25 protein-coding genes and 1 tRNA gene are annotated in these 26,682 nt (G+C 62.3%); 12 read left to right on the top strand and 14 right to left on the bottom strand.

Going from position 1 to position 26,682, the window contains the following annotated elements:
• Window positions 1-8 precede the first annotated feature (8 nt).
• The 5 genes from F3089_RS00340 to F3089_RS00320 form a co-directional block, all read right to left on the bottom strand.
• Window positions 9-821: a type II secretion system protein N gene (locus F3089_RS00340; protein ID WP_151438903.1), complete on the bottom strand. Its 813-nt coding sequence runs from the start codon at window positions 819-821 to the stop codon at window positions 9-11.
• Entirely contained in the window at window positions 818-1,537 is a 720-nt protein-coding gene (gspN, locus tag F3089_RS00335; RefSeq protein WP_192497227.1) for a type II secretion system protein N, read from the bottom strand. The genes F3089_RS00340 and gspN overlap by 4 nt, the downstream gene beginning before the upstream one ends.
• 221 nt (window positions 1,538-1,758) lie before the next feature.
• The gene (gene groL, locus F3089_RS00330) at window positions 1,759-3,408 is read right to left on the bottom strand and encodes a chaperonin GroEL (RefSeq protein WP_151438901.1); all 1,650 of its coding nucleotides are present in this window, start codon (window positions 3,406-3,408) and stop codon (window positions 1,759-1,761) included.
• A 55-nt stretch (window positions 3,409-3,463) separates the two neighbouring features.
• The gene (gene groES / locus F3089_RS00325; protein ID WP_095618210.1) at window positions 3,464-3,754 is read right to left on the bottom strand and encodes a co-chaperone GroES; all 291 of its coding nucleotides are present in this window, start codon (window positions 3,752-3,754) and stop codon (window positions 3,464-3,466) included.
• A gap of 127 nt (window positions 3,755-3,881) precedes the next feature.
• Window positions 3,882-4,385, bottom strand: coding sequence for an FxsA family protein (locus F3089_RS00320; protein WP_151438900.1), 504 nt, complete (start codon window positions 4,383-4,385; stop codon window positions 3,882-3,884).
• An 80-nt stretch (window positions 4,386-4,465) separates the two neighbouring features.
• On the opposite strand from F3089_RS00320, the gene F3089_RS00315 reads away from it, so the two are divergent.
• Both F3089_RS00315 and F3089_RS00310 read left to right on the top strand, forming a co-directional pair.
• Window positions 4,466-5,821, top strand: a complete 1,356-nt coding sequence (locus F3089_RS00315) for an AmpG family muropeptide MFS transporter (protein ID WP_151438899.1) — start codon at window positions 4,466-4,468, stop codon at window positions 5,819-5,821.
• A 158-nt stretch (window positions 5,822-5,979) separates the two neighbouring features.
• Window positions 5,980-6,960, top strand: a complete 981-nt coding sequence (locus tag F3089_RS00310) for a GGDEF domain-containing response regulator (RefSeq protein ID WP_151438898.1) — start codon at window positions 5,980-5,982, stop codon at window positions 6,958-6,960.
• A 238-nt stretch (window positions 6,961-7,198) separates the two neighbouring features.
• Here F3089_RS00310 and F3089_RS00305 read toward each other — a convergent pair whose 3' ends face one another.
• From F3089_RS00305 to F3089_RS00285, 5 genes are all read right to left on the bottom strand, one after another.
• Window positions 7,199-8,758 carry an FGGY-family carbohydrate kinase gene (locus tag F3089_RS00305; RefSeq protein ID WP_151438897.1) on the bottom strand — a complete coding sequence of 520 codons (1,560 nt, stop codon included), beginning with the start codon at window positions 8,756-8,758 and terminating at the stop codon, window positions 7,199-7,201.
• Entirely contained in the window at window positions 8,755-10,353 is a 1,599-nt protein-coding gene (locus F3089_RS00300; RefSeq protein WP_151438896.1) for a glycerol-3-phosphate dehydrogenase/oxidase, read from the bottom strand. The genes F3089_RS00305 and F3089_RS00300 overlap by 4 nt, the downstream gene beginning before the upstream one ends.
• The gene (locus F3089_RS00295) at window positions 10,350-11,963 is read right to left on the bottom strand and encodes an FAD-binding oxidoreductase (protein WP_151438895.1); all 1,614 of its coding nucleotides are present in this window, start codon (window positions 11,961-11,963) and stop codon (window positions 10,350-10,352) included. The genes F3089_RS00300 and F3089_RS00295 overlap by 4 nt, the downstream gene beginning before the upstream one ends.
• Before the next feature lie 101 nt (window positions 11,964-12,064).
• A complete protein-coding gene (locus F3089_RS00290; protein WP_151438894.1) occupies window positions 12,065-13,378 on the bottom strand; it encodes a sensor domain-containing diguanylate cyclase in 1,314 nt (437 codons plus the stop codon).
• A gap of 117 nt (window positions 13,379-13,495) precedes the next feature.
• Window positions 13,496-15,691 (bottom strand): putative bifunctional diguanylate cyclase/phosphodiesterase, encoded by a 2,196-nt coding sequence (locus F3089_RS00285; RefSeq protein ID WP_151438893.1) that lies wholly within the window; start codon window positions 15,689-15,691, stop codon window positions 13,496-13,498.
• Window positions 15,692-15,898: 207 nt separating this feature from the next.
• Here F3089_RS00285 and F3089_RS00280 point away from each other — a divergent pair, with 207 nt between their 5' ends.
• Window positions 15,899-17,107, top strand: a complete 1,209-nt coding sequence (locus F3089_RS00280; protein WP_151438892.1) for a M24 family metallopeptidase — start codon at window positions 15,899-15,901, stop codon at window positions 17,105-17,107.
• On the opposite strand, the gene F3089_RS00275 is transcribed toward F3089_RS00280, so the two are convergent.
• On the bottom strand, window positions 17,108-17,998 hold the full coding sequence (locus F3089_RS00275; RefSeq protein ID WP_151438891.1) for a LysR family transcriptional regulator: 891 nt from the start codon (window positions 17,996-17,998) through the stop codon (window positions 17,108-17,110).
• Window positions 17,999-18,188: 190 nt separating this feature from the next.
• Here F3089_RS00275 and F3089_RS16135 point away from each other — a divergent pair, with 190 nt between their 5' ends.
• The 9 genes from F3089_RS16135 (at window position 18,189) to F3089_RS00235 (ending at window position 25,560) form a co-directional block, all read left to right on the top strand.
• Entirely contained in the window at window positions 18,189-18,311 is a 123-nt protein-coding gene (locus F3089_RS16135) for a hypothetical protein (RefSeq protein WP_269844205.1), read from the top strand.
• Window positions 18,312-18,313: 2 nt separating this feature from the next.
• Window positions 18,314-19,795, top strand: a complete 1,482-nt coding sequence (locus F3089_RS00270) for a sodium:solute symporter family protein (RefSeq protein WP_151438890.1) — start codon at window positions 18,314-18,316, stop codon at window positions 19,793-19,795.
• Window positions 19,796-19,915: 120 nt separating this feature from the next.
• Window positions 19,916-20,665, top strand: a complete 750-nt coding sequence (locus F3089_RS00265; protein ID WP_151438889.1) for a 5-oxoprolinase subunit PxpA — start codon at window positions 19,916-19,918, stop codon at window positions 20,663-20,665.
• Complete coding sequence (gene pxpB / locus F3089_RS00260) at window positions 20,665-21,375, top strand: 5-oxoprolinase subunit PxpB (protein ID WP_151439248.1); 711 nt, start codon at window positions 20,665-20,667, stop codon at window positions 21,373-21,375. The genes F3089_RS00265 and pxpB overlap by 1 nt, the downstream gene beginning before the upstream one ends.
• Window positions 21,372-22,355, top strand: a complete 984-nt coding sequence (locus tag F3089_RS00255) for a 5-oxoprolinase subunit C family protein (RefSeq protein ID WP_151438888.1) — start codon at window positions 21,372-21,374, stop codon at window positions 22,353-22,355. The genes pxpB and F3089_RS00255 overlap by 4 nt, the downstream gene beginning before the upstream one ends.
• A 112-nt stretch (window positions 22,356-22,467) precedes the next feature.
• Entirely contained in the window at window positions 22,468-23,979 is a 1,512-nt protein-coding gene (nhaC, locus tag F3089_RS00250; protein WP_151438887.1) for a Na+/H+ antiporter NhaC, read from the top strand.
• A gap of 141 nt (window positions 23,980-24,120) precedes the next feature.
• Window positions 24,121-24,390, top strand: a complete 270-nt coding sequence (locus tag F3089_RS00245) for a BrnT family toxin (protein ID WP_151438886.1) — start codon at window positions 24,121-24,123, stop codon at window positions 24,388-24,390.
• Complete coding sequence (locus tag F3089_RS00240; RefSeq protein ID WP_151438885.1) at window positions 24,374-24,658, top strand: BrnA antitoxin family protein; 285 nt, start codon at window positions 24,374-24,376, stop codon at window positions 24,656-24,658. Before F3089_RS00245 ends, F3089_RS00240 begins: the two co-directional genes overlap by 17 nt.
• 131 nt (window positions 24,659-24,789) lie before the next feature.
• Window positions 24,790-25,560, top strand: a complete 771-nt coding sequence (locus F3089_RS00235) for an SDR family NAD(P)-dependent oxidoreductase (RefSeq protein WP_151438884.1) — start codon at window positions 24,790-24,792, stop codon at window positions 25,558-25,560.
• 25 nt (window positions 25,561-25,585) lie between these two features.
• Here the strand turns inward: F3089_RS00235 and F3089_RS00230 are convergent, their stop codons facing one another.
• The 3 genes from F3089_RS00230 to F3089_RS00220 all read right to left on the bottom strand — a co-directional run bounded on the left by F3089_RS00230 (window position 25,586) and on the right by F3089_RS00220 (window position 26,579).
• Window positions 25,586-26,083, bottom strand: a complete 498-nt coding sequence (locus F3089_RS00230) for a hypothetical protein (RefSeq protein WP_151438883.1) — start codon at window positions 26,081-26,083, stop codon at window positions 25,586-25,588.
• A complete protein-coding gene (locus F3089_RS00225; protein WP_151438882.1) occupies window positions 26,080-26,379 on the bottom strand; it encodes a nucleotidyltransferase domain-containing protein in 300 nt (99 codons plus the stop codon). The genes F3089_RS00230 and F3089_RS00225 overlap by 4 nt, the downstream gene beginning before the upstream one ends.
• 123 nt (window positions 26,380-26,502) lie before the next feature.
• Window positions 26,503-26,579 (bottom strand) — tRNA-Met (locus tag F3089_RS00220).
• Window positions 26,580-26,682: the final 103 nt, after the last annotated feature.

The raw sequence follows: 26,682 nt of genomic DNA, 5'->3' as shown, positions 1-26,682 counted from the left end.
TTCGCCGGTTATGGAACCGGAACCGTGAATGAAAAGCGCGTGCCCCCACGCTTAATCTCAAGATCAAGCCGATCCGAGTTCATCCAGCGTTCCAGATTGGCCCGGTCGGCCTCGATGTCGCCCAGCTGCTGCCCGTTAACGGAAATGATCACATCACCGGGCTGCAGGTTCATGTCTGAAAGCTTTTCGTTGGTGCCGTCATACACATAACCGGGACCGTCCTCATTGGGCCGGAAACCCGCCCTGGCGATTGCCTCTTCAGGATCCTCTTCCAGCGCCTCGACGGCCCGCTCAACCCCGGCTCGGCTATCTTCCGTTCTTTCCCCGGCAGCCGCAACCCCGCCAAGTGTGAGCCCGTCGTCATCAAAACCCAGCGATTCCACCTCACCGTTACGCTGCAGCAGAATCCGGTTCGGCTCCACAGCCACCAGTTCCGCGCCACCAGGCAGCTCATCACCGACCGCGTAACGCTCGGCAGCGCCATCCCGCCCGGAAAGGATAGCACTGGAGCCTTTCCCGCGGGTGGCCAGAAAGACGCCGTGAAGCGTCAGTGTAAGCCCTGTCTCCGGTGCGGTTTCCCGCTCCACCCGGGACACGCTGCTTTGCTCGCCGGAGGCGGCTCGGCCGAAAAGCGCGATGTCCCTGAGCGGCATACTGCTGCCCGCTCCCCGCTGGGGGTCGCCCTGCGTAAGCGCGAGCTCCACCGGGTCTGATGGCGCCGGCCAGATCACACGCCAGGTCCACTGCCCGCCTTTCCAGCCCAGCTGGACTACCAGGACAACCAGCAGCAGATGCGCAAGACGGACCGGCCAGCGGTTCATGGCGCCACCTGCTGACTCACACGGAAGACCACATCGCCCGGCGCCGCATCCGGCGCGAAGTCCAGCCCCAGGAAATCAATCCAGCGCTTGTAGAGCTCAACCTCGGCGCGACCACTGGCATCCACCACCAGGCGCACCGCCGGGTCCGACGTGCCCTGTTCCATCAGGACCAGCTCCGGCTGGCCATTGTTGCTGGTAAGGTGCCCCTCAATCGGCGGCATGCGCGACTGGCGGGGTTGACCGCCCATGGGCCAGGTCACGCTGCCTCCCGGCCACTGGCCCTTCCCCTGGAAGCTCCCGAAACCCTGTTCCGGACCCCAGACGCCGAAGAAGCTCTCCAGCGTCATGACACCGGGAATGCGCAGGGGCTGGATGCCTAGGTCGTGGGCCGTGATCTCCTCCAGGTCCACCCGGGCGCGGCGCAGCAGCATCCGCACGCGGCCATCCAGCATGGCGGTCACACTGCCCTCCGCTTCAGAGCCGGGTGAATGAAGCCGCCATTCCAGCGGCACGAACCCGTGAATGAGCGACCCCGGCTGCAGCTGCCAGCTCAGGCGCAGGGGCAAGCCCTGCACGCGCAGCCAGGCATCACCGGACCAGACGGTCCCGCCCACCTGCTGCACCTCAACAACATCAGGAACGGGAACCTCTCGCGCCACCTGGGCCCAGACCCAACCTGCCGGCAGATACACCACCAGCGCGACCAGCCATGTCATGACGAAAAGAAGGACCAGAAGAAACAACCGCAGCGGCCCGACGCGAAAGCGGGGGTGCTCAGCGCCGGCGGATGACTCTGTATTCTGGAGGGACGATCTGCGCATCCTTACGACAACCACTGCGATGGAGGCGCCGACAGGATAACCATAAAAAACCCCCGAGGCGAACCGCCACGGGGGTTTTCATGGAGCCGGTCACACCGGCGATGGGAAGGGGGCGTTTACATCATGCCGCCCATGCCTCCCATGCCACCCATGTCCGGCATACCACCGCCGGCACCGCCGCCATCGTTCTCTTCCGGCTGGTCGGCGATCATGCACTCGGTGGTGATCATCAGGCCGGCTACGGATGCCGCCGCCTGCAGTGCGGAGCGGGTTACCTTGGCCGGGTCGATGATGCCCGCTTCGAGCATGTCGGTGTACTCACCGGTAGCGGCGTTGTACCCGTAGTTGCCCTTGCCTTCGAGCACCTTGTCGACCACCACGGCCGGCTCATCACCGGAGTTGTAGGCGATCTGCTTGAGCGGTGCTTCCATGGCACGACGCAGCAGGTTGATGCCCATCTGGCGCTCTTCGTTGTCGCCCTTGAGGCCTTCAATCGCCTGCAGCGCGCGCACCAGGGTCACGCCACCACCGGCCACGATGCCCTCTTCAACAGCGGCACGGGTCGAGTGCAGCGCGTCCTCAACGCGGGCTTTCTTCTCCTTCATCTCAACTTCGGAGCCAGCGCCCACCTTGATCACGGCAACACCACCGGCCAGCTTGGCAAGGCGCTCCTGGAGCTTCTCCTTGTCGTAGTCGGAGGTGCTTTCCTCGATCTGCTTCTTGATCTGGCCAGTACGGGCTTCAATGTCCTGCTGCTGGCCGTTGCCGTTGATGACGGTGCTGTCTTCCTTGCTGATGTTGACGCGCTTGGCGCTGCCCAGGTCATCCAAGGAGACATTTTCGAGGGTCAGGCCGACTTCCTCGGAGATCACGGTACCGCCGGTAAGAACGGCAATGTCCTGCATCATCTCCTTGCGACGGTCGCCGAAGCCAGGCGCCTTCACAGCTGCGACCTTGACGATGCCGCGCATGTTGTTGACCACCAGGGTCGCCAGCGCTTCGCTTTCAACGTCCTCGGCGATGATCAGCAGCGGCTTGCCGGACTTGGAAACGGCTTCCAGCGTCGGCAGCAGGTCGCGCACGTTGGAGATCTTCTTGTCCACGAGCAGGATGTAGGGGTCGTCCAGCTCGACGGTCATGCTCTCGTTGTTGTTGATGAAGTAGGGCGAGAGGTAGCCACGGTCGAACTGCATGCCCTCGACCACTTCCAGCTCGTCCTCAAGGCCACGACCTTCCTCAACAGTGATGACGCCTTCCTGACCGACCTTGTCCATCGCATCCGCGATCAGCGCGCCGACGGTCTCGTCGCTGTTGGCGGAGATGGTGCCCACCTGGGCGATGGTCTTGGAGTCGTTGCAGGGCGTGGAGAGCTTGCGGATCTCTTCAACGGCCGACTGGCATGCCTTGTCGATGCCGCGCTTGAGGTCCATGGGGTTCATGCCCGCGGTTACTGCCTTCACACCCTCGCGCACGATGGCCTGGGCCAGAACGGTTGCGGTGGTTGTACCGTCGCCGGCGTTGTCATTGGTCTGGGAAGCGACTTCCTTGACCATCTGAGCGCCCATGTTCTCGAACTTGTCCTCAAGCTCGATTTCCTTGGCAACGCTCACGCCGTCCTTGGTGACATTCGGAGCACCGAAGGACTTTTCCATCACCACGTTCCGGCCCTTGGGACCGAGAGTGACCTTGACCGCGTCAGCCAGCGTATTGACGCCCGTTACCATCTGCTTGCGGGCGTGATCGGAGAACTTGATCTCTTTCGCCATAGTCTTCTGTTCCTGTTGCTTGACTGTTGAATCTCGTCAGGTGCCCGGGGCTGCTTCAGCCCTCCAGCACACCGTAGATGTCGTTCTCGCTCATGATCAGCAGTTCCTCGCCGTCGACCTTGACGGTGTTACCGGCGAACTGCCCGAACACAACCTGATCACCGGCTTTCACCGCCGGCTTGCGTACTTCGCCGTTATCCAGGGTCTTGCCCTCGCCTACGGCCAGAACCTCACCCTGGGAGGGCTTCTCCTGGGCATTGCCGGGCAGCACGATGCCACCGGCGGTCTTCTCTTCTTCTTCCTTGCGACGCACGACTACGCGATCGTGTAACGGACGGATTTTCATTGCTGCTTGTCTCCAGTTTCGGTTCGTCGGTTAAGCAATGAGTTGAGATTACCCAAAGCACATTGGCCTTGTGCTGCCCTAAGTTGGGGATGCACTGCCTTTTTTCAATCCCCACCCGGAAAATTTTTCAGTGCCGGTCCAGGCGCTCGGGATCGTCCTCATCCCGGCGCTGCTGTTCAAACTCGCCCTCGATGATGATGTTGCCGTCGGCATCCCGGCGCGGCCCGCGCTCCCGGTACGAATGGTATTCGTAATGCCCGCCCATGGACGCGCCCCCGTTGAACACCATACGATTCATCACGTAACTGCTCAGCCAGCGCCGTGTGAAGGGGATCAGGCAGGCAAAGCCCACGGCGTCCGTGATGAACCCCGGGGTCAACAGCAGGGCGCCCCCGATGGCCAGCAGCAGCCCTTCCGCCATCTCGCGCGCCGGCAGCTCACCGCTGGCCATGCGCTGGTTGGCACGGAGCAGGGTCGCGGCGCCCTGCTGGCGCAGCATGGCGGCACCAATGACGGCGGTCAGCAGCACCAGGCCAACCGTCGGAAGGGCACCAATCATGCCCCCGACTTCAATGAGGACCACCATCTCGATGATGGGAACGATAATGAAGGCAATCAGAAAAACGGGCATGCGGTCTCCGCGACTTGGTCGTTGTATGCATCACCATCGGGGCGAAGCAGCTGGACTTCAACCATACAGAAGCGTAATCCATGACTGAGTCCTCGCCGCAGGCGACGCTGTACCCCGGCTGGCGGGTCTATCTGAACCCACGCGTCATCGGCATGCTGTTCCTTGGGTTCTCCGCCGGCCTGCCCCTGCTGCTGGTAGGCGGTACCTTTACTGCCTGGCTGCGGGACCTGGGCATTGAGCTGGCCGCCATCGGCTTCCTCAGCTGGGTCGGCATGGCCCATTCCATCAAGGTGCTCTGGGCCCCGCTGGTGGACCGGCTGCCTCTGCCCGGTCTGAGCCGACTGCTCGGGCGCCGGCGTGCCTGGATGCTGGCCGCGCAGATCGCGGTTGCGGTAAGCCTGCTGGGAATGGCCCTGACTGACCCGCGCGAACAGCTCTGGCTGGTCGCGGTCTGGGCGGTTGTCGCAGCTTTCGGGTCCGCGACCCAGGATGTCGCCATCGACGCCTACCGCGTGGAAGCCTCACCGGATACCCATCAGGCCGCCATGGCCGCCACCTACGTTACCGGCTACCGCGTCGCGATCCTGGCCGCCGGCGCCGGCGCCCTGCACGTGGCCGCCGTGGGCAGCTGGTCGCTGTCCTATGGCGTGATGGCCGCACTCATGGCTGTGGGGATGGTCACTACCCTGATCAGCCGTGAGCCCGTCGCCGAAGTGGATCGTTTTGCGCCCGAATCGGAAGAGCGGGTCATCCAGTACCTGGCGGACACCCAGCATACCGGCCTGCGCCAGCGCGTCACCGCCTGGTTCATCGGCGCCGTGGTCTGCCCCTTCACGGACTTCTTTCAGCGCTATGGCAGAGCGGCCATCGTCATCCTGCTGTTTGTGGCCACCTTCCGCATCAGCGACATCTTCATGGGGGTCATGGCCAACCCCTTCTACCTGGACCTGGGCTTTACCAAGGAACAGATCGCCAATATCGCCGCCGCCTTCGGTCTTGCCATGACCCTGGTGGGTGCGGCGGTCGGTGGCCTAATGGTGGCCCGCTTCGGCATTGCCCGCATGCTGATCGGCACCGCCTTCATGGCCCCGGCGACCAACCTGACCTTCGCCTGGCTGGCCGGCCTGGGGCCGGAAACCATCGGGCTTGTCGCCGCCATCGTGGCGGACAACGTCACAGGCGGCCTGTCCATCTCGGTTTTCATCGCCTACCTTTCCAGCCTCACCAACACCCGCTATACCGCCACCCAGTACGCGCTTTTCAGCTCCCTGATGACACTGCCGGGCCAGTTCCTGGGAGGCTTTACCGGCGTCGTGGCCGAGAATGTGGGCTGGATCGGCTTTTTCCTGATTACGGCCGGTCTGGGCATCCCCGCCATTCTGCTGGCCGTTGCCCTGCTCTGGCTCGCCCACCCGGATCGCCCCACCACCCCGTAGGAGCGGCCATGGCCGCTCCTACGTGCGATGCAGCTCACACCCTCGCCATCCCTCAAAAACGTTTTGCATTGTCGCCGGTACCCGCCGGTCTTTGGCGTCTATAATGGGCCGGAAACGCATCACTTCTGACCACAACGGATAACAACAACGGACTTCGAATGAACCCCGAACTGCCCATCCTTGTCGTGGACGATGCCCGTTTCAGCAGCGCCGTCGTCAGCCGCACCCTCAAGCAGGCCGGTTACACCAACCTACAGGTGGTCAATACCGCAGCGGATGCCCTCGAGACCCTCGACCGCGACCCCATCAGCATTCTTATCGCGGACTGGCTGATGCCGGAGATGGACGGGCTCGAACTGACGGACCGGGTCCGCCAGCAGGATGAGCAGACCAACCACTACACCTACATCATCCTGCTGACCGGCAAGGAAAGCGTCGAAGCCCTGAGCAAGGCGTTCGACCGCGGTGTGGACGACTTCATCTACAAATCCGACATGACCAAACAGCTCCTGCCCCGGGTTTTCGCGGCGGACAGACTGGCGGAGCGCCACAACACCCTGCTCCATACCAATCAACTGCTGATGGAAGAAAACCGGCAGCTTGAAGCCCACAACGTGGTCGACCCGGAGACAGGACTGGGGAATGCCCGCTACGCCCGTCAGCGCCTGCAGCAGGCACTGGACTACACCGAGTCGCGCGGCGGTGCCGTGGGCTATGTCCTCATCGGCATCCGCCACTGGGGACGCCACTGCCGCGAACAGCCCGCCCCGGTTCAGAATGAACTCCTGGAGACACTTGCCCGGCGCATGACCGGGCTGATCCGGCCACTGGATGCCCTGTGCCGGATCGGGCATGATCGCTACGCGGTCATCGCACACTTTCCGGACGCGGATCACTGCCGACCAGCCGCCTTCCGCCGCCTGCATGACGGCATCAACCACAAGGCGCTCAAGACCAGCCGTGGCTTCATTTCCGTGGAAGCCGACGCAACGCTCTGCATTGCCAGTGAAAGGGAAGTGACGCCCACGGCCGATGCAATGGAAGCCGCTGTGGAGGAGGGGCTCAGCAACGCCCGCCAGTCACGGACGCTCACACGGGCCCAGGCAGCAGCCCCCAGGAGCAAGCCGGAGACCGGTTAGTACTGTGACCGTGTTCACATTCCGTTACGCGCGCTCACCGTCATTCAACAGACGCCGGTCCTCCTCCAACGCATACTGAGCACGTGGATTTGAGCAGTATCCCCCGGGGCGGAAGAGGCAGCAGTACTTTCGCCGGCAACCGGGCACTGCAACAGGATCCCAGGGATTATGAATTTTTCAGGCTTTTCATTCTTCCCTTACGACTTCTTCTTCAGGCGGACCCTTGGTCCGCCTTTTTTTATTCGGGATACCCGGTAATCGCTCGGATCCGGTGATACAGTGGTGACAGCCGCGAATACATCCGCTGATACACCTCCCGGTACAACCGATCGTAGAGCGCCTGACGCTCCGGGTCCGGATCGAAGCGCTCCCCAAGCCGGGTCATGGCTGCCACTGCCGAATCGTAATCCGCGTACCAGCCCAGCCCGACGGCCGCGTTGATCGCTGCCCCCAGCCCTGACGTTTCATAGGTATGCGGCCGCTCCGCGGGCAGACCGAAGATATCCGCCGTCAGCTGCAGGGCCTCATCGCTCTGGGACCCTCCCCCCGCCACACGCAGGCACTGCACCGGCACACGGTTGCGTCGCTCAAGCCGCTCCTTGCCCTCACGCAGCGCATAGGCCAGCCCCTCCAGGATGGCCCTGTAGATATGGGCACGGGTATGCACATCCCCGAAGCCGATGATCGCCCCCTTGGCCTCTGGCCCCGGCTGGCGCACCCCCGGTGACCAGTACGGTTGCAGCATCAGGCCCATGGAACCGGGCGGCACCTCACGCACCAGTTCATCGAAGAGGGCTTCCGGGGCAATGCCCCGTTCCTCGGCAATCGCCTGTTCCCGCTGCCCGAACTGGCGTTTGAACCAGCTCACCATCCAGAAGCCCCGGTAGATCATCACCTCGCCGGAATAACGCCCCGGCACCGCTGAAGGGTAAGGTGGCAGGAAGCGGGTGGGCTCCACGTAGCGGTCGTTGGTGGTATTGATGGTGGCCGTGGTGCCATAGCTCATACAGGCGGTTTCCGGTGAGAGGCCACCACATCCCAGTATTTCACACGCCTTGTCCGAGGCAGCAGCCAGTACGGGAACGCCAGAGGGCAACCCAAGATGCGTTGCAGCCTCCGGAGTGAGGCCACCCATGCGCTTCCCAGGCCGAACCAGTTCCGGCAGCATGCTGCGCTTCACTGCCATCAGCTGCCATTTGAGGTCATTCGGTCGGCACCAGTCATGGCGCTTGTAGTCGAACGGCAGGTAGCCCACCTGGCTACCGATGGAATCCACGAAGCGCCCGGTCAGCCGCCAGTTGAGATAACCGGAGAGCAGCAGGTAACGGCTGGTCCGGGCCCAGACATCCGGCTGGTTGTAAGCGATCCAATTGGCCTGTGTCTGCTCCCCCAGCTTCTGGATGGTCCCGGACAGGCCCAGCAGCCTGAGCACCACACGCCAGAAAGGCGGCACCCGCACAGGCCCGGGGGCACGGCGCTGGTCCAGCCAAACAATCGCCGGGCGCAGGGGCATGCCACTGGCATCCAGGTTCACCACCGTGCCGCGCTGGGTTGTCAGGGCCACGCCGGCAACAGCTTCCCGCGGGATGGCCGTGTTGTCCCAGAGCTGGGCGCAGGCCCGACCAATACTCTGCCAGTAGTAGTCCGGATCCTGCTCCGCCCAGCCCGGCTCCGGAGAGCGGTAGGGTTCGATCCCGTCCTGCCCCTTGCCCACCAGCTCGCCCCGGCCATTGAACAGCAGTGCCCGCGTGCTCTGGGTGCCGTTGTCGATGGCAAGGATGAGCGGCTCAACACTCATGCCCCGGACTCCGACGGCAGGTGGTAGCTGGCGCGCCAGAGCTCGCGATAGCGTGTGCATTCCTGCTGCCAGCGGGCATCATCCCATCCCAGCGGCGCCTGGCAGTGCTCACGCAGAACCTCCAGCCAGGGCGCACCGCCCTCCGGCAGCAACAGCCCCAGCCGGGTCCGGCGCAGCAACAGGTCATCCAGATGACCGATCCGCTCATTCCGGCAGCTCCACACCAGTTCCGCCAGCAGCGTATCCGTATGACCAATGGGCATCAGCGGGCCGGCTTCCAGGACCTCTTCCACCCTACTGCCGTAATGGCCACACAGGCGCTGCCACTGCCAGGCTGTGAGGGCATTGGGCCGGGCCATTGCCGGAGCCGGCGAGAAGACCTGCTCATCCAGGTCACGGCGAATGCCGTTGTCTGTACGCACATGGTCCAGCACCTCCAGCGCGATCAAACGAAATGTGGTCAGCTTGCCACCGGCAACACTGATAACCCCCTGGTCGTTCCAGATGACGTGTTCCCGTTTCTCTTTTGAGGGTTTTTTCTTCCGGCCCGCGCTGTCGGACACCACCGGCCGCACACCGGACCAGGTGCTGATCAGATCCGTCTCGCCCAGATGTGCATCCGGGAAGGCATCGTGCACGGCTTCCAGCAGATACGCCATTTCCGCCCGGCTGAGCACCGCCTCTTTCTGGAGATCCTGGTCATGATCCAGATCCGTCGTACCGACCACGGTCACCCCTTCCCAGGGATAGACGAACATGGGGCGGTGATCCCGGGGATGGATGAGTGACAGGCTCACCGAGACCGGCAGCTTCCAGAACGGGAAAACCAGGTGACTGCCACGCAGGGGGCGGATGCGCTGGTCGCCACCGAGCTGGCTGCGCAGGCGATCCGTCCAGGCACCGGTGGCGTGGACGATGTGGCGTGCGCGCAGGTCATAACCTCTGTCAGCCAGCTCGTCATGGACGGTCACGCGCCCTTCACCGCCGTCAGACGGTGGTGTCACGGCCTCAGCCCGCACGTAGTTGACCGCCCGGCCCCCGGCGTTCGTGGCCTCCTGCAGGATGCGCAGCACCAGGCGGGCGTCATCAGTCACCGCGTCCGAAAAACGGGTACCACCGCGCAGGCCCTCACGGCGCAGCCCCGGCACCCAGCGCAGAACGGACTCGCCCGGAAAGAAGCGGCGGGTCCGGCGCTGCGCCAGGAAGTCGTAAACCCTGAGCAGCAGACCGAACAGACCCGGCCCGGGGAACTGGCGATTGAAGTGCGGCATGATGTAGTAGAGGTTATCCACCAGCCCCGGCGCCTCGTTCATCATACGCTCGCGCTCATGCACCGCATCCCGGGTCAGGCGGTAATCCCCGCTGGCCAGGTAGCGCAACCCCCCATGCACCATCTTGGAGGAACGGCTGGAAGTTCCCCAGGCGAAGTCCCGCTGCTCCACCAGCAGGACCCGGTAGCCTTCCCGGGCGGCCTCGCGCAGGATGCCGGCACCCGTAATGCCACCACCGATGATCACCATGTCCCAGGGTTCGTCCCCGCCGAGCAGGGCTGCTGTGTCACGGCGTTCCTCGTGGATACTGCTCGCTTCCGTCATGCCTGCTCCTCCGGCTCATGCTGCAACAATACGCCCGGGGCCAGACGCTGGTCCGGGTCCATGTAGCGGCTCATGGCGTGCAGCATGCCGATGGTGACCGGCCCTTTCTCCGTGGGCAGGTAAGGCGCATGGTCTTTGCCGACCCCGTGCTGATGACTGATGGTTCCCCGGTTGTTCACGATCACCTGCGAGGCAGCCTGCTTCAGCCGGGCCCAGCGCTCATGGGTGGCCTCGTAGCTGCCCGCGCACCGGAACACATAAGTGGTGTAGATGCTGCAGCCCTGGCCGTAGACGTGGGACAGGTGGGTGAACACATGCACCGGTTCGCCCTCGGACTGAAGGCCGTGGCGCAGCGTGGTCTCGATGCGCTCCATCAGGGTATCCACGTTGTCCCAGTCCGTGGCCGTTTCCAGAGTATCCACGGCATAACCCTGCTCCCACAGCGTCTCGCGCAGGTAGGGCATGGTGAAGCGCTTCTGTTCCCACTTCCTGCCCAGGTAGGTGCCGGTGTAGACACCGTCATTGCCGCGGCTGATCCGTTTCAGTTCGCGCAGCCCGGTTCGGCACTGGGCCTTTGTCCCCGTCAGACCGACCGTCATCATGCATTTCCCTTCAGCCGCGCCACGCCAGCCCAGATAGCGTTCCAGCATCCCGATCATTGTCGGGTGGCCCGCCAGGGCCAGCTGGGTTTCCGTCTCCACCGCATTACTCAACCGCAGCATGGAAAGCGGCGTACGGTTCTGCACCAGCTGGCGGGCACACAGACGTGCGCGCTCCCAGTCCGGGAAGAAAAGCACATGAAAGGACTCATGCTCCGCCACCGCCGTGACGCGGACCTTCACTTCAGTGATGGCACCGAAGCGCCCTTCCGAGCCCAGCACCATCTCACGGGGGTCCGGGCCGGCGGCGGAGGCGGGGAAGGTTGGAACCTCCCAGGCGCCCTGGAAGGTCTCCATACGGCCGCCCGCGAAAAGCTGTTCAATGCGGCCGTAGCGCAGGGACTGCTGGCCACTGGAGCGGCTGGCGACCCAACCGCCAATGGTGGACAGTTCAAAGGACTGGGGGAAATGGCCGAGGGTGTAGCCATGGGCCAGGAGCTGGGATTCCACCAGCGGGCCCGGCGTACCGGCACCAAAGGTGGCGATCTGGCTCTCGGCGTCCAGATCCATCAGACGGTTCATGCGCTCCAGCGAGAGTGTGAGAATGGGCCTGCCGGAATCCTCCGGGTTGATATGCCCGGCCACACTGGTACCGCCACCGTAGGGAATCACCACAAGATCCCGTTCCCGGGCCCATTGCAGGAGCTCCGCTACCTCCTCACTGTGCTCGGGCAACGCTACTGCGTCCGAAAAGAGCCCGAAATCGCCGCTGCGCATGGCCAGCCAGTCCGCCAGGCTCTGCCCCCGGGCATGCCGCACCCTGGTCTCCGGGTCCGTGTGAACCCCGGGGCGCTCCGGGATACGGGATTCCGGGACTTCGGCACACACCTGCTCAAGGGTCGCTTCAGACAGTGGCGAGGCAGCGCCCAGGCGGGCTTTCAGAAAATCCTGCCCCGCAGCCGGCAGGGGCAGATGGAAGCTGGCGTCACCCCAGCCGTTCCAGCGTCGCATGTGATGGTTCTCCACTCAGGCTCTTCAGTTGCAGCCCGTGATACACCATCCCCTATCCAGTTGTCCATCAGGTCTAGAGTTTTTGCTCTATGCAATCCAGCTCATGCGCCCTTCATTACTCGGTTACGGCCGGTCGCCTTGGCCAGGTAAAGCGCCGCATCGGCCCGTTGAAGAGCCTGCTCAGGGTGCTCATCTTCCCTATTGAAGCGACTGACACCAGCGCTGACGGTCACCTGGAACACCTCGCCCCGGTAGGTTGTGCAGGCATACCCCGCAATTTCCACTCGCAGGCGCTCCGCGAGATCCATGGCCTCCTCGATCCCCGTTCCCGGGAGCAGAACCCCGAACTCCTCGCCACCAAGACGGCAGGGTACGTCGCTCTCCCGCACACGGTCAGCCAGAGTGCGTGCCACGTTCCCGATCACCTCATCCCCCGCACCGTGACCATAGGTGTCGTTAACAGCCTTGAAATGGTCAATATCAATCATGACAACCGAGGCCGGGATCTCACGACGGCTGAACAGCTCATAGCTCTCGTTCAGCCGCTCCATGAAAACCCGCCGGTTGGGAATCTGCGTCAGTGGATCTGTGAAAGACAGTTCACGGAGACGAGCCTCCTGCTCCTTCTGCTCGGTGATGTCCCTGACCGTGCCGATGAAGACATGACCACCACCGACAGGCGTGTAATCCCCGCGCTCATAAACCCACCTCACCGAGCCGTCCGGGCGAACAACGCGATGTTCAACATCGAAAAGGCCAGTCTGCCTCGCCTGCACCTCCATGGCATCAACAAGCGCCAGATCCTCCGCATGGATAAAGGTGCGGAAGGCATTTACCGAAGGCGTGAACGTATCACTGGAAACCCCGAAAATCTCGAAAACCTTTTCCGACCAGTACAGGTCCCCAGCATCCAGGTTCGCCTTCCAGTAGCCGAGATTGCCGATTTCCTGCGCCCTCTCGAGGGTCTGGATGAGCTCGCGGTTAGCCTCCGACTCTTCGCGTAAGCTCTGCTCAAGGTCCTTGTGCGAGGTGATGTCCAGATGGGCACCACTGACCCATTCGGGCTGCCCCTCCGGGGTCCAGCTGACCACACGGCCGAAATCCCGGATCCAGATCAGGCGGCCATCCCGGTGGCGTACACGCACTTCGCAGTCATAGACGGAGGCCTCACCATCAAAGTGCGCCTTCAGTGCCTGTTCCGAGACCGGGCGATCCTCTTCAATGAGAAAGTAAAGCCATGTATCGATGGAGGTGGGCTCAAGCTCCGCCAGGGTGTAACCCAGCATTCTGGCCCAATAGTCGTTGAACTCGGTCTCTCCGGTCTGCACGTTCCAGATCCAGGTTCCAAGTTCAGCAACATCAATGATGGTTTCGAGTGCGGAAACCCGATCTCCAGAAACTGGGGGCTGCCCCATACTTCACTCCAGGACCTCGGACTGATCAGTCACAGTCAATGTACGCGAGTCACGAGCCGATCAAAGTGTGGATACTACGTAATGTAGTATAACCACAGAATCACGAATGCACATGGTTCAGCCGCGGTCTGGAAACCGGGCCGGAAGAGAGTCCAGTTCGGCAACAGGCAGGGCCCTGGAGAACAGGAATCCCTGAAGAAGATCGCAGCCCCGCGCAATCAGGTCGTCACGCTGTTCCCCGGTTTCAACCCCTTCAGCCACCACCTTCAGCCCCATGTGGTGAGCCATGGTAATGATGCCCTGGACAATCGCCATGTTGTCGGGATTGGTGAGGATATCGCGGATGAAGGAAATATCGAGCTTGACCTTGCTGGCAGGCAGATCCCGGAGATAGCGCAGGCTGGAGTAACCAGTGCCGAAGTCATCAATGGAGACCGTCACACCCAGTTCCCTGAGCTGCTTCATGAGCTCAATGGTTTCCTGGGCGTTTTCCATAAGCACCCCCTCAGTCACCTCCAGTTCCAGCAGATGGCCCGGCAGACCGGTTTCCGCCAGAATGGCCCGGACCTCTTCCACAAAATTACGGCGCCGGAACTGCAGAGTGGAAATGTTCACCGCCGCCGGAACCACCTGGCAGCCTTCCCGCCAGCGCTGCATACCATCCTCGCACGCTCGCCTGAGTACCCAGCGGCCCACCTCGATGATCTGGCCCGTCTGCTCAGCAAGGGGAATGAACACCCCCGGCGATATCATTCCCCGCTGCGGATGGTGCCAGCGCACCAGCGCCTCCACTCCACGCCAGGAACCGCTCACCGCATCAATCACTGGCTGATAATGCAGCTCCAGCTCATTGCGCTCCATTGCCAGACGCAGGTCATGGCGCAGAATAATCTCGTCCTGTGTGGCGGGGCGGCGCTCCTGCTCATACCAGTGCCAGGTATTCATCCCCCGACTTTTCGCCACCTCCATGGCAATGTCCGCATGCTGGATCAGAATGGGCGCCTCGGATTCGCCATCATCCATTGCCAGGCCGGCGCTGGCGCTGAGATGAATCGCGTGCCCCTCCACCTCGAAGGGGTCCTCAAGTGCTGAGAGTATCGCCTCCGCCCTGCGCTCAACCATCGCCGGCTCTTCAACCTCTGGGAGCAGCACGACGAACTCGTCAGCCACAAGCCGTGAGAGTACGCAGTCCTGTCCCAGAAGCTGCTGGAGACGCTCCGCCACCCGCTGCAGCAGTGTATTCCCGACACGGTGACCGAAACCCTCATTGATGGGTTTGAAGCCATCCAGGTCCAGGTACATCACCGCTACAGAGCGCCTCTCACGGCGGCGCTCATTCAGGGTGTGCAGAAGCTGCTCCTCAAAAACCACCCGGTTAACGAGCCCTGTTACGGCGTCGTAGCTGTTGTGGAACGCGATCAGCCGCTCATGCTCCTTGCGGAGCGAAATGTCCCGGCAGACACCAAAGACCCCGACAATCTCGCCCTCCACCTGAATCGGGAAATTGGTTACCTCAAGGTCGTACGGTTCTCCGGTGGAAAACACGCCCCGCGTCTCATAGGTGACGTGCCCTCCGGCCCGGGCTTCGTCAAACGCCTCCTGGGTCTTTTCCTGGAACGGTTCCGCCACGAACTCATTGAAATGGCGCCCCGCGTACTCCGCCTGTGAGTAGCCGGTGATGCGCGCAAATGCCGCGTTACCCCGCCTCAGATAGCCGTCCAGATCGAATTCATAGACGCCATCGGGATGGTGCTCATACAGGGATTGATAACGGGCTGTCAGATCCTGATAACGGTACCAGTCGCGATCCCGGATAATGGCCAGCGCCGCCAGAGCCGCCGCCTGCTGGAGATTGAAACGATCCGCATCCGAAGGACTGGCGGGCTCCCGATAATAGGTGCCGAAGGTTCCCAGAAGTGTCTCGCCCTCCGCAGACAGGACGGGAACGGACCAGCAGGCCCGCAGCCCCTCGTCCAGTGCGATCGACCGGTATCCCTCCCAGCGGTCATCCGTCTGGATATCCGTGGTTACCATCATGGAACGGTGGTAGGCCGCACTGCCGCAGGCCCCCACACCCGCAGCCACTGGCAGATCCCGCAGGGCTTCGGTAAAACGGGCGGAGAACCGATCATTGGGGACCAGACTGAGCGTACCCCGCTGCTCGTCGTAACACATGAGTGACACCAGGGCCCCCGGCAGCATCTCCTCGGCAAAGGCTGTGATCTCGGTCAGCACTTCCTTCAGAGGCCGCTGCTCCGCAATCATTTCCTGGATTCTCTGCTGGGTCTGGAGAAGCGGCTGCTGCGTGGTCATCAAGGGCTACCCGGGATTCTGGTCATGAGGGGTCATCATACACTCCACATTATGTAGTTGATATTTATCAACAGGCAAATGTCCCATTAGCTGACGGCCACCATTTCCCATTCCAATGATGGCATTTGAACTACTCATTTGCCTGTGGCGCTCCATGCAAAGATAGTGTTCCGCTCCGCCTGCAAGCAATGAACACGGAGTGCTTCCATGGAACTGCCATCACTGATCGAGATCCCCAACGGTGAAAAGGTAACGCCCACCTTTTCCATTGATGAACTGCAGCGGCGCCTCGGCAAGCTGCGCAAGCACATGGCCGAGAACAACGTGGACGCCGTTGTCCTGACTTCCTACCACAACATCAACTACTTCAGTGATTTCGTGTACTGCCGGTTCGGGCGGGACTACGGGCTGGTGGTCACCCAGGAGCGCTACACCACCGTCACCGCCAACATCGACGGCGGCCAGCCCTGGCGTCGCAACCAGCTGGGCGACAACATCATCTACACCGACTGGCAGAAGGACAATTTCTTCAAGGCCGTGCGGGAGCTGTGCGGCGGCTGCCGGCGCGTGGGCATCGAGTACGACCACGTCACCCTGCAGAACCACACCAAATTCCAGGATGCGCTCGGGAAGGTCGAACTCGTGGACATCGGCGTACCGACCATGCAGATGCGGATGCTCAAATCCCAGGAGGAGATTGCGCTGATCAAACAGGGCGCGCGCATCGCGGATCTGGGCGGCTCAGCAGTCCGCGACGCCATCGCCGCAGGGGTTCCCGAATACGAGGTGGCACTGGCCGGCGAGCAGGCCATGGTGCGCGAGATCGCCCGGACCTACCCGCACACGGACCTGATGGATACCTGGGTCTGGTTCCAGTCCGGCATCAACACCGATGGCGCCCATAACCCGGTCACCAGCCGGCGGGTGCAGAAGGGCGACATCCTGAGCCTGAACACCTTCCCCATGATCTCCGGCTACTACACAGCACTGGAGCGCACCCTGTTCTGCGACCACGCCTCCGACGAGCACCTGCGCCTGTGGCAGATCAACTGCCAGGTGCACGAACGCGGCCAGGAACTGATCCGCCCCGGCGTGCGCTGCTGCGACATCGCCCACGAACTCAACAAAATCTACGCGGAGCACGACCTGCTGCAGTACCGTTCCTTCGGCTACGGCCACTCCTTCGGCACCCTCAGCCACTACTACGGACGCGAGGCGGGTCTGGAACTGCGCGAGGATGTGGAAACCGTGCTGGAGCCAAACATGGTGGTTTCCATGGAGCCCATGATCACGATCCCGGAAGGCATGCCGGGCGCCGGCGGTTACCGGGAGCATGACATCCTGGTGGTGAACGAGCATGGGGCTGAGAACATCACCCGCTTCCCCTACGGCCCCGAGCACAACATCGTGCAGTGATCAGCGCTGACGGCCACCCAGAGCGGGCACCGGCGAGAGTTCCGCCAGCCCACTGCGCAGGAAGTCGAGCACCTGCTGGGTGGCCACGTTCAGCTCATTCTGGCGGTAGTAAAGGCTGACACTAACCGCCCCCAGCGGCGGCAGGACCTCGGTCTGTTCATGGGCCCGTACATTGGCCGGTACCACTGAGGCCGCCAGGGCCGTCACACCCAACCCTTCCTCCACGGCGGACATGATCCCGAGAAGACTGGGGCTGGTGTACGCGATGCGATACGGCACCCCGGCCTCCTCAAGCGCGGTCTCCATCATGGCCCTGTAGATGCAGCCCTGCGGGTAGGTCACCAGGGGCACAATATCCGCCTCCGCCACGCTGGAATCGTTCACCACCCACGCCAGCTGATCCACACGCTGATCCTGTTCATCCAGAGGCGCCGCCTCGCCTTCGGGCTCCATCACCAGGCAGACGTCGTAATAGTTGCGCTGGAAGCGCTGATGAATGGACTTGCTGATGTCGCTGTCCACCTCCACCGTGATGTTGGGGTAGATGTTCGACAGCTCCCGCAGTGCACGCGGCAGAAAGGCCAGCTCAAAGTCATTGGGAATCCCCAGCCGCACCCGGCCCGAGACGTTCTCCCCCTTGATGCGGGCCACCACCTGATCATTGATCTGCAGGATCTGCTGGGCCGCTTCATAGAGGTACTCCCCATCCTCGGTCAGCTCCAGGCTGCTGCCGCGTGAGAAGATGTTCGTCCCCAGCGTGGACTCCAGCTTCTTGATCTGGAGGCTGATGGCCGGCTGGGAACGGCCCAGCAGCTCCCCCGCATGGGTGAATCCCCCCAGATCCTTGATGGTCACGAAAGTCCGCAGAAAGTCGATCGGTATGTTGGTCATCGGTGTCTATGCCCATTTGGTCATGTTATGGCGCCATCAGGAGTTCAAATCCAGAGCCGGTTTTATTAGCGCCGCATCTTGGTAAGGTGTGCACCCGGCATACGTGGAACTACTTAGCAAGAAGCTTTTCAGCAGTTCCAGCCGCCCGAAAGAAAAGCATGTCTTTCAGAAACGACAGGAGTTGTGACAGATGAATTCTTGGGTTCTTGCAACATTCGCCATCCTCACCGGCGTGATGCTCGCGCATTCCGCCGCCACCTTCGTCAAACGTGAACTGGACAGGAAGCCGGCCAACACCTCAACGCGGAGTTGACCATGGATCCGTACACGTATTTCAACTGGGGGCTTCTGGCCCTCACCTTCGTTCTTCTCATCGTTATCGGCTATCTCTCATCCCGCTACATTACCAAGGACTCCGAAGGCGGCTTCCTGGTGGCCGGGCGCTCGCTCGGCCCCTTTGTGGCAGCGGGCACCATTGTAGCAACCGGCTTCAGCGGATGGGGATTCATTGGTTCCCCTGGTGTCACCTACCAGTTCGGCGCCATCGAGGTACTGGGGAACTTCTTTTTCGCCCCCGCGATGATGATTGCCGTACTGTACTTTGCGCGTTTCCTGCAGAGTCGTGCCCTGGAGATGGGCAGCAACACCATTCCCGAATACGTGGCACAGAGCCACGGTGGCGGCATCATGGGGCGGGTGCTCCAGGGCGTTGCCGGCATCATCACCATTCTGCTTCTGCTGGTGTTCCTGACCAGCCAGATCAAGGCGGTGGGCCTTCTGGGCGCCGAGTGGCTCGATATCAAACTGGGCACCAGCGCCACCCTGATGATTGCCGTGATCATCATCTACACCATGCTTGGCGGCCTGGCGGCCGTGGCCTGGACAGACACCATCATGGTCTGCGGCATGGCCCTGGCTGCTGTGCTGATCATGATCCAGATCTTCACCAGTGTGGACCTGACCGCCTGGCAGAGCTCGCTCAACAACATCGACCCGGAACTGCTCAACCCTACCACTGGTGCACACTACGGTGACAACGTGGCAACCGTCTTCCTGGTCCTGCCCTATGCCTTCCTGTTCTCCGCGGTGCTGCCCTACATGGCCATCCGCTTCCTGGCCATGAAACCGGGCATCAAGTTCCACAAGGTCGGCGTCTATGTGGCCATTCTCGGGGCACTGCTCAGCCTGATCCCGATCGTCGGGCTCTACATGCGCATGCAGTTCCCCGAGCTGGAGGACCCGGACCGGGCCATGCCCATGTACCTGGAGCACTTCATGCACCCGGCCATCCAGGGGCTGATCACCCTGTTCATCCTGTTCGCCATGAAGTCCACAGCCAACTCCCTGCTGCACACCGTGGCCTCGGCCACCTCCCATGACCTGCGCCTGGCGCTGTTCGGTGAGCACCACAGTGACCATGGAGCCCTCACCATCAACCGCATCGCGGTGGTGATCCTGGGCATTGTGGGCCTGCTGATGATGCTCTACGCACCGCCATTCATGCTTTCCTGGCTGGGCATACTGGGCTCCGGCACACTCATGGCCAGCATGATCGGTCCGGTGTTCATCTCCACCTTCTGGCAGGGCAGCGGCTGGGGCGCGCTCACGGCCATGATCGTAGGCTTTTTCACCAGCGGCTATATGATGCTGTTCATGGAGGTGGGCTGGCTGATCGGCCCGCTCACCGGCTGTGCCGTGTCGTCCGCGTGCTACGTCGGTGTATCGCTGCTGACTGACCGCAACCACGCGGGCGATGCCTCCAGCAACATGAACCTCTCCGGAACCTCTTCCACCTGAAGGGGGCTATCAGGGCCCGGCTCCCCAAAAGCCGGGCCCGTGCTTTTCCCGTTCCGCCCCTATTACAGTATCCTTGACCTGTACCAGCACTGATCGTCAACGCTGAGGTGGGAAACAACCGTGACAGGACTGCGACTGAATGCGGACATGGGTGAAAGCTTCGGCCCCTGGGCCATGGGGATGGACGAGGCCGTTATGCCGGTGGTGGATCTGGCCAACATCGCCTGCGGCTTCCACGCCTCGGACCAGGACCACATGCGGCGAACCGTGCAGCTGGCGGTGAGCCATGGCGTGACCATCGGCGCCCACCCCGCCTACCCGGACCTGATGGGTTTCGGGCGGCGCTCCATGGCCTGTTCGGCGGACGAGATCGAAAACCTCGTGCTCTACCAGATCGGGGCCCTGAGTGCCTTCTGCCATGCAGCCGGCACCGATGTGCATTACGTCAAACCGCACGGGGCGCTCTACAACGACATGATGAAAAACCATGACATCCTCGCGGCGGTCATGCGCGCGGTTAAGGCGTTCGACCCGGGGGTGGCGCTCATGACCCTGTCCACCCGGGACAATCACCCGGTCCGCTCCCTGGCCACGGCCCACGGCATTCCCCTCTGGCTGGAAGCCTTTGCCGACCGCGCCTACGACGACGACGGCCACCTGCTCAGCCGGGGCAAGCCCGGTGCCGTACACGCAGAGCCGGAAACCATCATCGAACAGGCCCGCCGGATCGCCCGGGGCGATACACTCACCACCAGCGGCGGCGGCGAACTGGTTCTGGAAGCGGACACCCTCTGCGTCCATGGCGACAACCCGGAATCCATCGCCGCCATCCGCCGCATCCGCGACGCCATTCATCAGCCAGCGCCATGATGACACCCCGGGTGGAAAACGCCGGCATTGATGCCTGGGTGGTGCGGTTCTCCGACCGGATCGACCCCGCCAACCGGAACTGGATCACCGCGTTCTGCCGGGACTGCCGTGCTGTACTGGGTGACGCACTGGTCGAGATGGTGCCCTCCTACACCACGGTTCTGGTGCAGTACGACCCCTGGCAGCTCACGGACACTGTGTCACGGAGACTGCTGGAAAGCGTCCTGGAACGGCTGGAACCCAGCAGCGAGGATACCGGGGGGCGCCTGATCAAACTGCCGGTATGGTACGACGTCAGCGTGGGCCCGGAGCTGAGCCTGATCGCGGAGCGTAACGGCTGGTCCCCGCAGCGGGTTGCAGCCGCGCACGCGACCGCGCAGTACCAGGTCTTCGCGCTGGGGTTTGTGCCGGGGTTCGCGTTCATGGGGCTGGTGGACCCGGCGCTGGCCACGCCACGGCTCGCCACACCCCGGCAGCAGGTCCCGCGCGGCAGCATCGCCATTGCCGAGCGCCAGACGTCGGCCTACCCCCAGGTGACGCCCGGGGGCTGGAACCTGATCGGGCGAACGCCCCTCACGCTGTTCGATGCCACCCGCGAGCCCATGACGGTCCTTGAGCCGGGGGACCGGGTCCGGTTTGTGCCGATCTCCCGGCAGCGCTTCATCGAGCTCGGCGGCGACCCCACGCCCGTTGCGGAGGCAACCCCATGAGCCGCGCCGGTGCCCTGCGTGTCGAGCAAGCCGGCCCCCTGGCCCTGCTGCAGGATGCCGGGCGCTTCGGGGTACGGCATCTGGGGATGACCCAGGGTGGCCCCATGGACTGGTACGCCGCCGGCTGGGCCAACGCCCTGCTCGGCAACGCTCAGGCTGCCCCGGTTCTGGAAATCACCATTGGCGGGCTCTCACTGGTCGCCGAAACCAGTACCACCCTGTCGCTCACCGGGGCGGACCTGGGCGCCACCGTCAACGGCCAGCCGCTGACGCCCTGGCAGCGGTTTGAGCTGCATCCAGGCCACCGGCTGGCATTCGACCTGCCCCGCGCCGGCATGCGTGCCTACCTGGGCATCCCCGGTGGCTGGCAGGGGGAAACCAGCCTTGGCAGCGTTGCCTGCGTCACGCGCGAGGGACTGGGCGGACACAAAGGCGGCGGGCGCCCCCTGGAGTCCGGCGACCGGCTGGCATTCCCACAACAGGAAGCCGGCCGCCTTCCCGCGGAAACCCATGTTCCGAAAGCCCAGCGGATGGATTACCAGCAACCGGCCCGGCTGGGGCTCATCCCCGGCGGTCAGGCGGCCCGGTTTGACGGCTACAGCCTTTACCAGGCCTTCAACCGGCAATGGACGGTCGATACCCGCACGGACCGCATGGGCATCCGCCTCACCGGGCCGGAACTGGTCTGCCGCCACACCGCCATGATCTCCGAAGGCATTCCCGCTGGCGCCGTGCAGGTTCCGGCCGACGGTCAGCCCATCTGCCTGATGAACGACCGCCAGACCATCGGCGGCTACCCGCGCCTTGGCACCCTCACGCCCCTTGCCCGCGCCCGCCTGGCGCAATGCCCGGCCGGCCACCCGGTTCATCTGCGCGCCTGCGGCACTGGCAGCGCCCAGCGTGAATGGCGCCATTTGTTTTCCTTATGGACGCATCAGCAATTCAAATCCATAAGCGGTTTTATTAGCTCCCTACCCTGATAAGGTATGCCACCCCAAACGGGGCGCACTACCTGTCTGATCCAGAACTTCATTGTCCCGCAACGTTCAGACCCTGGCCGCAACGCCGGGATAAACGTCATGGAGAAGTACTATGAGCTCTGATGATCCAAAACCAGGCCTTGGCCTGGCTCTTATGCCCATCGCACTGACCTTTGTGGTGCTGGGCATCCAGTTGTTTGTGTTCGACACCTTCACCCCGCACGTTCCCCTGGTCCTGGGGATCGCCATAACCGCCCTGATGGGCCGCTACATCGGCCTCACCTGGAAGGATATGGAAGAAGGCATGCTGCAGGTGGTGAGCCTGGGCCTGCCCGCGGTGGGCATTCTGATGCTGGTGGGCATGATCACCGGTGTCTGGATCGCCAGCGGCACCGTGCCCACCCTGATCTTCTACGGTCTGGAACTGCTGGACCCGACCATCTTCCTGGCTGCAGCGACTCTCCTGTGCGCCGTGGTCTCCGTGTCCCTGGGCACCTCCTGGGGGACCGTGGGCACCGTGGGTCTGGCCCTGATGGGCATCGGTGCCGGTTTCGGTCTGCCCGCCCACTGGACGGCAGCGGCCGTGGTCTCGGGCGCGTTCTTCGGCGACAAACTCTCGCCCCTTTCCGACACCACCAACCTGGCGCCGGCCGTCACGGGCGTCTACCTGTTCTCCCACATCCGGAACCTGCTGCCCACCACGCTCCCGGCCATGGTGATTGCCCTGGTGCTCTACGGTATTGCCGGCTTCTGGCTGATTGACGACCAGGCCGCGTCCTTCGAGCGTATCGCCGCCATCAACGAGGGGCTTTCCAGCAGCTTCACCCTCTCCTGGTGGACGGTGCTGCCAGTCATCCTGGTGATCGCCATGGCCGTCAAGCGCCTGCCCGCGCTGCCGGTGCTGTTCACCGGTGTGCTACTGGGTGGCCTGACCGCCGTAATCTTCCAGGGGGCCTCGGTCCAGAACCTGTTCGCCTTCGCTTTCTCCGGCTATGAGATCAGCACGGGGGTGAGTGAGATCGACAACCTGCTCAACCGGGGCGGCATCCAGTCCATGACATGGGTAATCACGCTGCTTCTGATCGCACTTTCCTTTGGCGGCATCCTGGAGCGCACCGGCTGCATGAAGGCCCTCATCGAGGCACTGGTCACACGGGCACAGAGCTTCCCGAGGCTGCAGACCTCCGCCATCGGCAGCTCCATGGCCACCAACCTCATCGCCGGCGACCCCTACCTCGCCATCACCCTGACAGGGCGCATGTTCGGCCCCGCCTACCGTGGCAAGGGGTACTCGATGCTCAACCTCTCCCGCGCCACCGAGGAAGGCGGCACACTGATCTCGCCGCTGATTCCCTGGAACGCCGGCGGTGCCGTGGTGATCACCTCACTCGGGCTGACCGTCTCCGGCGCGGACATGACCGACCTGCTCTACATCCCGCTGGCCTTCGCCTGCTGGCTGTCACCGCTGATCGGCATATTCTATGCCTACGCCGGCTGGTTCTCGCCCAGGGCCTGCGAAGACGAGCAGCAGGAGTGGATCGAGAACGACGAGGACATCATGGACATGGACCAGTTCCACAAGGACGTCCAGCGCACACGCAACAGCATGTACCGCATGAACTGATCCCTGCCGGACCTGATACCGGAGGCGGAATGATCCGCTTCCGGTACCCTCTCCCACTCTCCAGACGGTTCCCTTCCTTTCTCTGCCCCCCCTCCCGCTCCCATTCTTGTATACAGAACTTTCTGTGCATACAATAAATATATGGATATTGATTTTGACCCAGGGAAGGACATCACGAATCAGGCCAAACATGGTGTATCTCTGGCGCAGGCGGAAGAACTGGAGTGGGAAGAACTTCTGGCCATCCCGGATAAACGTGATGACTATGGGGAACAACGCTATATAGGTTATGCACCAATCGGGAGACGCCTGTACTGCGTGGTTTTCACCGACCGCAGTCTGACCCGTCGAATCATCAGTCTGCGTAAGGCCAACAGCAGAGAAGTAAAACGCTATGTCGAGCACCAGTAAGAAGCACCGCACCCTGGATCAACCAACCCCTCAAGAGGATCAGCGTATCCAGCAGGGTATTGAGGCAGACCCGGATACCCGCGAGCTTTCCGAGCGGGAATTCTCACAACTCAAACGCATGGGGCGTCCCAAAGCGGAAGTGACCAAAGAGCGTATTACCATACGCCTTTCGCCCGAAGTCCTGGAGCATTTCCGGAGCCTGGGACCGGGCTGGCAGACACGGATCGACGAAGTACTCAAAGAGATGGTAAACCAGCAGAACCAGTGAAAAAGGTCATATTGACCGCACTGGAGAATCCCAGCTTTCAGATTTCTGAACCTATATCATCGCCTCCCTCCCCGAGCTGCCGTATGCTCGAAGTATCCGCCCCGGGAAACGCAGACGCAGGAGATACCCCTATGGCACGACTCCAGAACAAAACAGCGGTGATCACAGGTGGCACCGGCGGCATTGGCCGTGTCACTGCCCAGCGCTTTCTGGAGGAAGGGGCCAGCGTTGTGATTGTGGACCTGGATCAGCAGCAGCTTGAGGAGGTCAAGAAGGAACTTGGCAGCCTCGGCCCGGTCCGGGCTATTCAGGCGGACGTGACGAAGGAAGCGAATGTACAGCGGTATGTAGATGAGACCGTGAGCGAATTCGGCCGGATCGATGTGTTCTTCAATAACGCCGGTATCGAAGGCAATGTTGCTCCCATCACCGCACAGAGCGTTGAGGATTTTGACCAGGTCATGGGTGTGAACGTGCGCGGCGCCTTCCTGGGCCTGAAACACGTCATGCCAGTGATGTTCCGCCAGCAGTCCGGGTCCATCATCAACATGTCCTCGGTGGCGGGACTCATGGGCAGCGCCGGTGTCGCGCCCTATGTCGGCTCCAAGCACGCGGTGGTGGGCATCACCAAGACCGCCGCACTGGAGGCCGGCCCCTACAACGTGCGGGTCAACTCAGTGCACCCCTCACCGGTCAATACGCGCATGATGCGCTCCCTCGAGGAAGGCTTCAGCCCCGGCCACGCGGAGGAAGCGAAGAGCATGCTGGAACAGAACATTCCGCTGGGCCGCTATGGCGAATCCATCGACGTGGCCAACTGCGTGCTGTTCCTGGCGTCCGACGAATCCAGCTTTATCTCCGGCTCCACCTTCCGGATTGATGGGGGGATGGGTGCAAAGTAGTACGGATTCGAACTGCTCCATTGTTTCAATCTTTCTGGGAAAAAGAAGCGGCAATGCGCTGACGAACTTCTGCAACCAACCGGTCAGCCATTGTCAGAAGCTTTGGAACGTATAAACGACCGGCCTCCAGAGAATCCGCCAGAACCGCGTAATCCTCAATATACTCGTGGACCATCTGGTTACGGAGTTGGCGATACAGCATCCAGTCTTCAGCCGAATCAATCCAGCCAAACTTTTCCACCCGGTTAAGGTTATCAACCGCCGGTCCAACGTGCTCACCGGTAAAGCGCAAAAGGGCAGGAATCAGCTTATCCCCCAGGGTATCCTGCAGCCTGGAGAATCGGGCAACAAAGGCGTCCATACGTTCGGCCACCTCTGGATCAGCCACCCACTTCTTAACGGTTTCGGCGGTCAGCGGGCCACCCTCCGGAAACAACCGTGTTGACGTAAAAGCAAGGTGATCCCTTTCCTTTTCAATCACATCAGCCAGAAAACGGAGCCGCTCTACCAGATCATGACTCACAGTGGCACTCCCGTCCTATGGGCTACATCGTGTATGGGCAGGTACTGGAGCGAAGGCGCCTCGAGCACCACATCGACCTTACGACCCTGAAGCGCCCGACTGATACGGGCGCTGAGCCTGCTTGCCATTACCGCGGGATGTTCCACGGGCTCAGTACACTGCACAAGCAGGTCGATATCACCGCCTCTGGCATCATCATCCACCCTGGAACCAAACAGCAGGATGGTTACAGGCTCATTGAACACTTCGCCCACGATCCGGCGGATAGTCTGCTGCTGATGCTGACTCAGGCGCATGGACAATTCCTCCCCACTCCTGTTCATACTCGCCGAGAAGCACTGCCCCTGCAAGGTATTGGAATGGTTGGCCCGAAATGAAAAAAGGCAGGTCAACTTTCGTCGACCTGCCTTTTCGGAATCTGGTAGCGGGGGCTGGATTCGAACCAACGACCTTCGGGTTATGAGCCCGACGAGCTACCTGACTGCTCCACCCCGCAACTGCTTTGTCACCGCTGGGCCTTGGCCCGTCGATGTGGTGCGTATCCTATGGAATCGCGCCCCGCCCGTCAAGGGCTTGGGGGCGGATTTTCACTAAAAAGG

This window comes from Halospina sp. K52047b (genome assembly GCF_008709855.1).
Classification (GTDB): domain Bacteria; phylum Pseudomonadota; class Gammaproteobacteria; order Pseudomonadales; family Oleiphilaceae; genus Halospina; species Halospina utahensis_B.
This window is presented reverse-complemented; position numbering and strand designations above follow the sequence as displayed.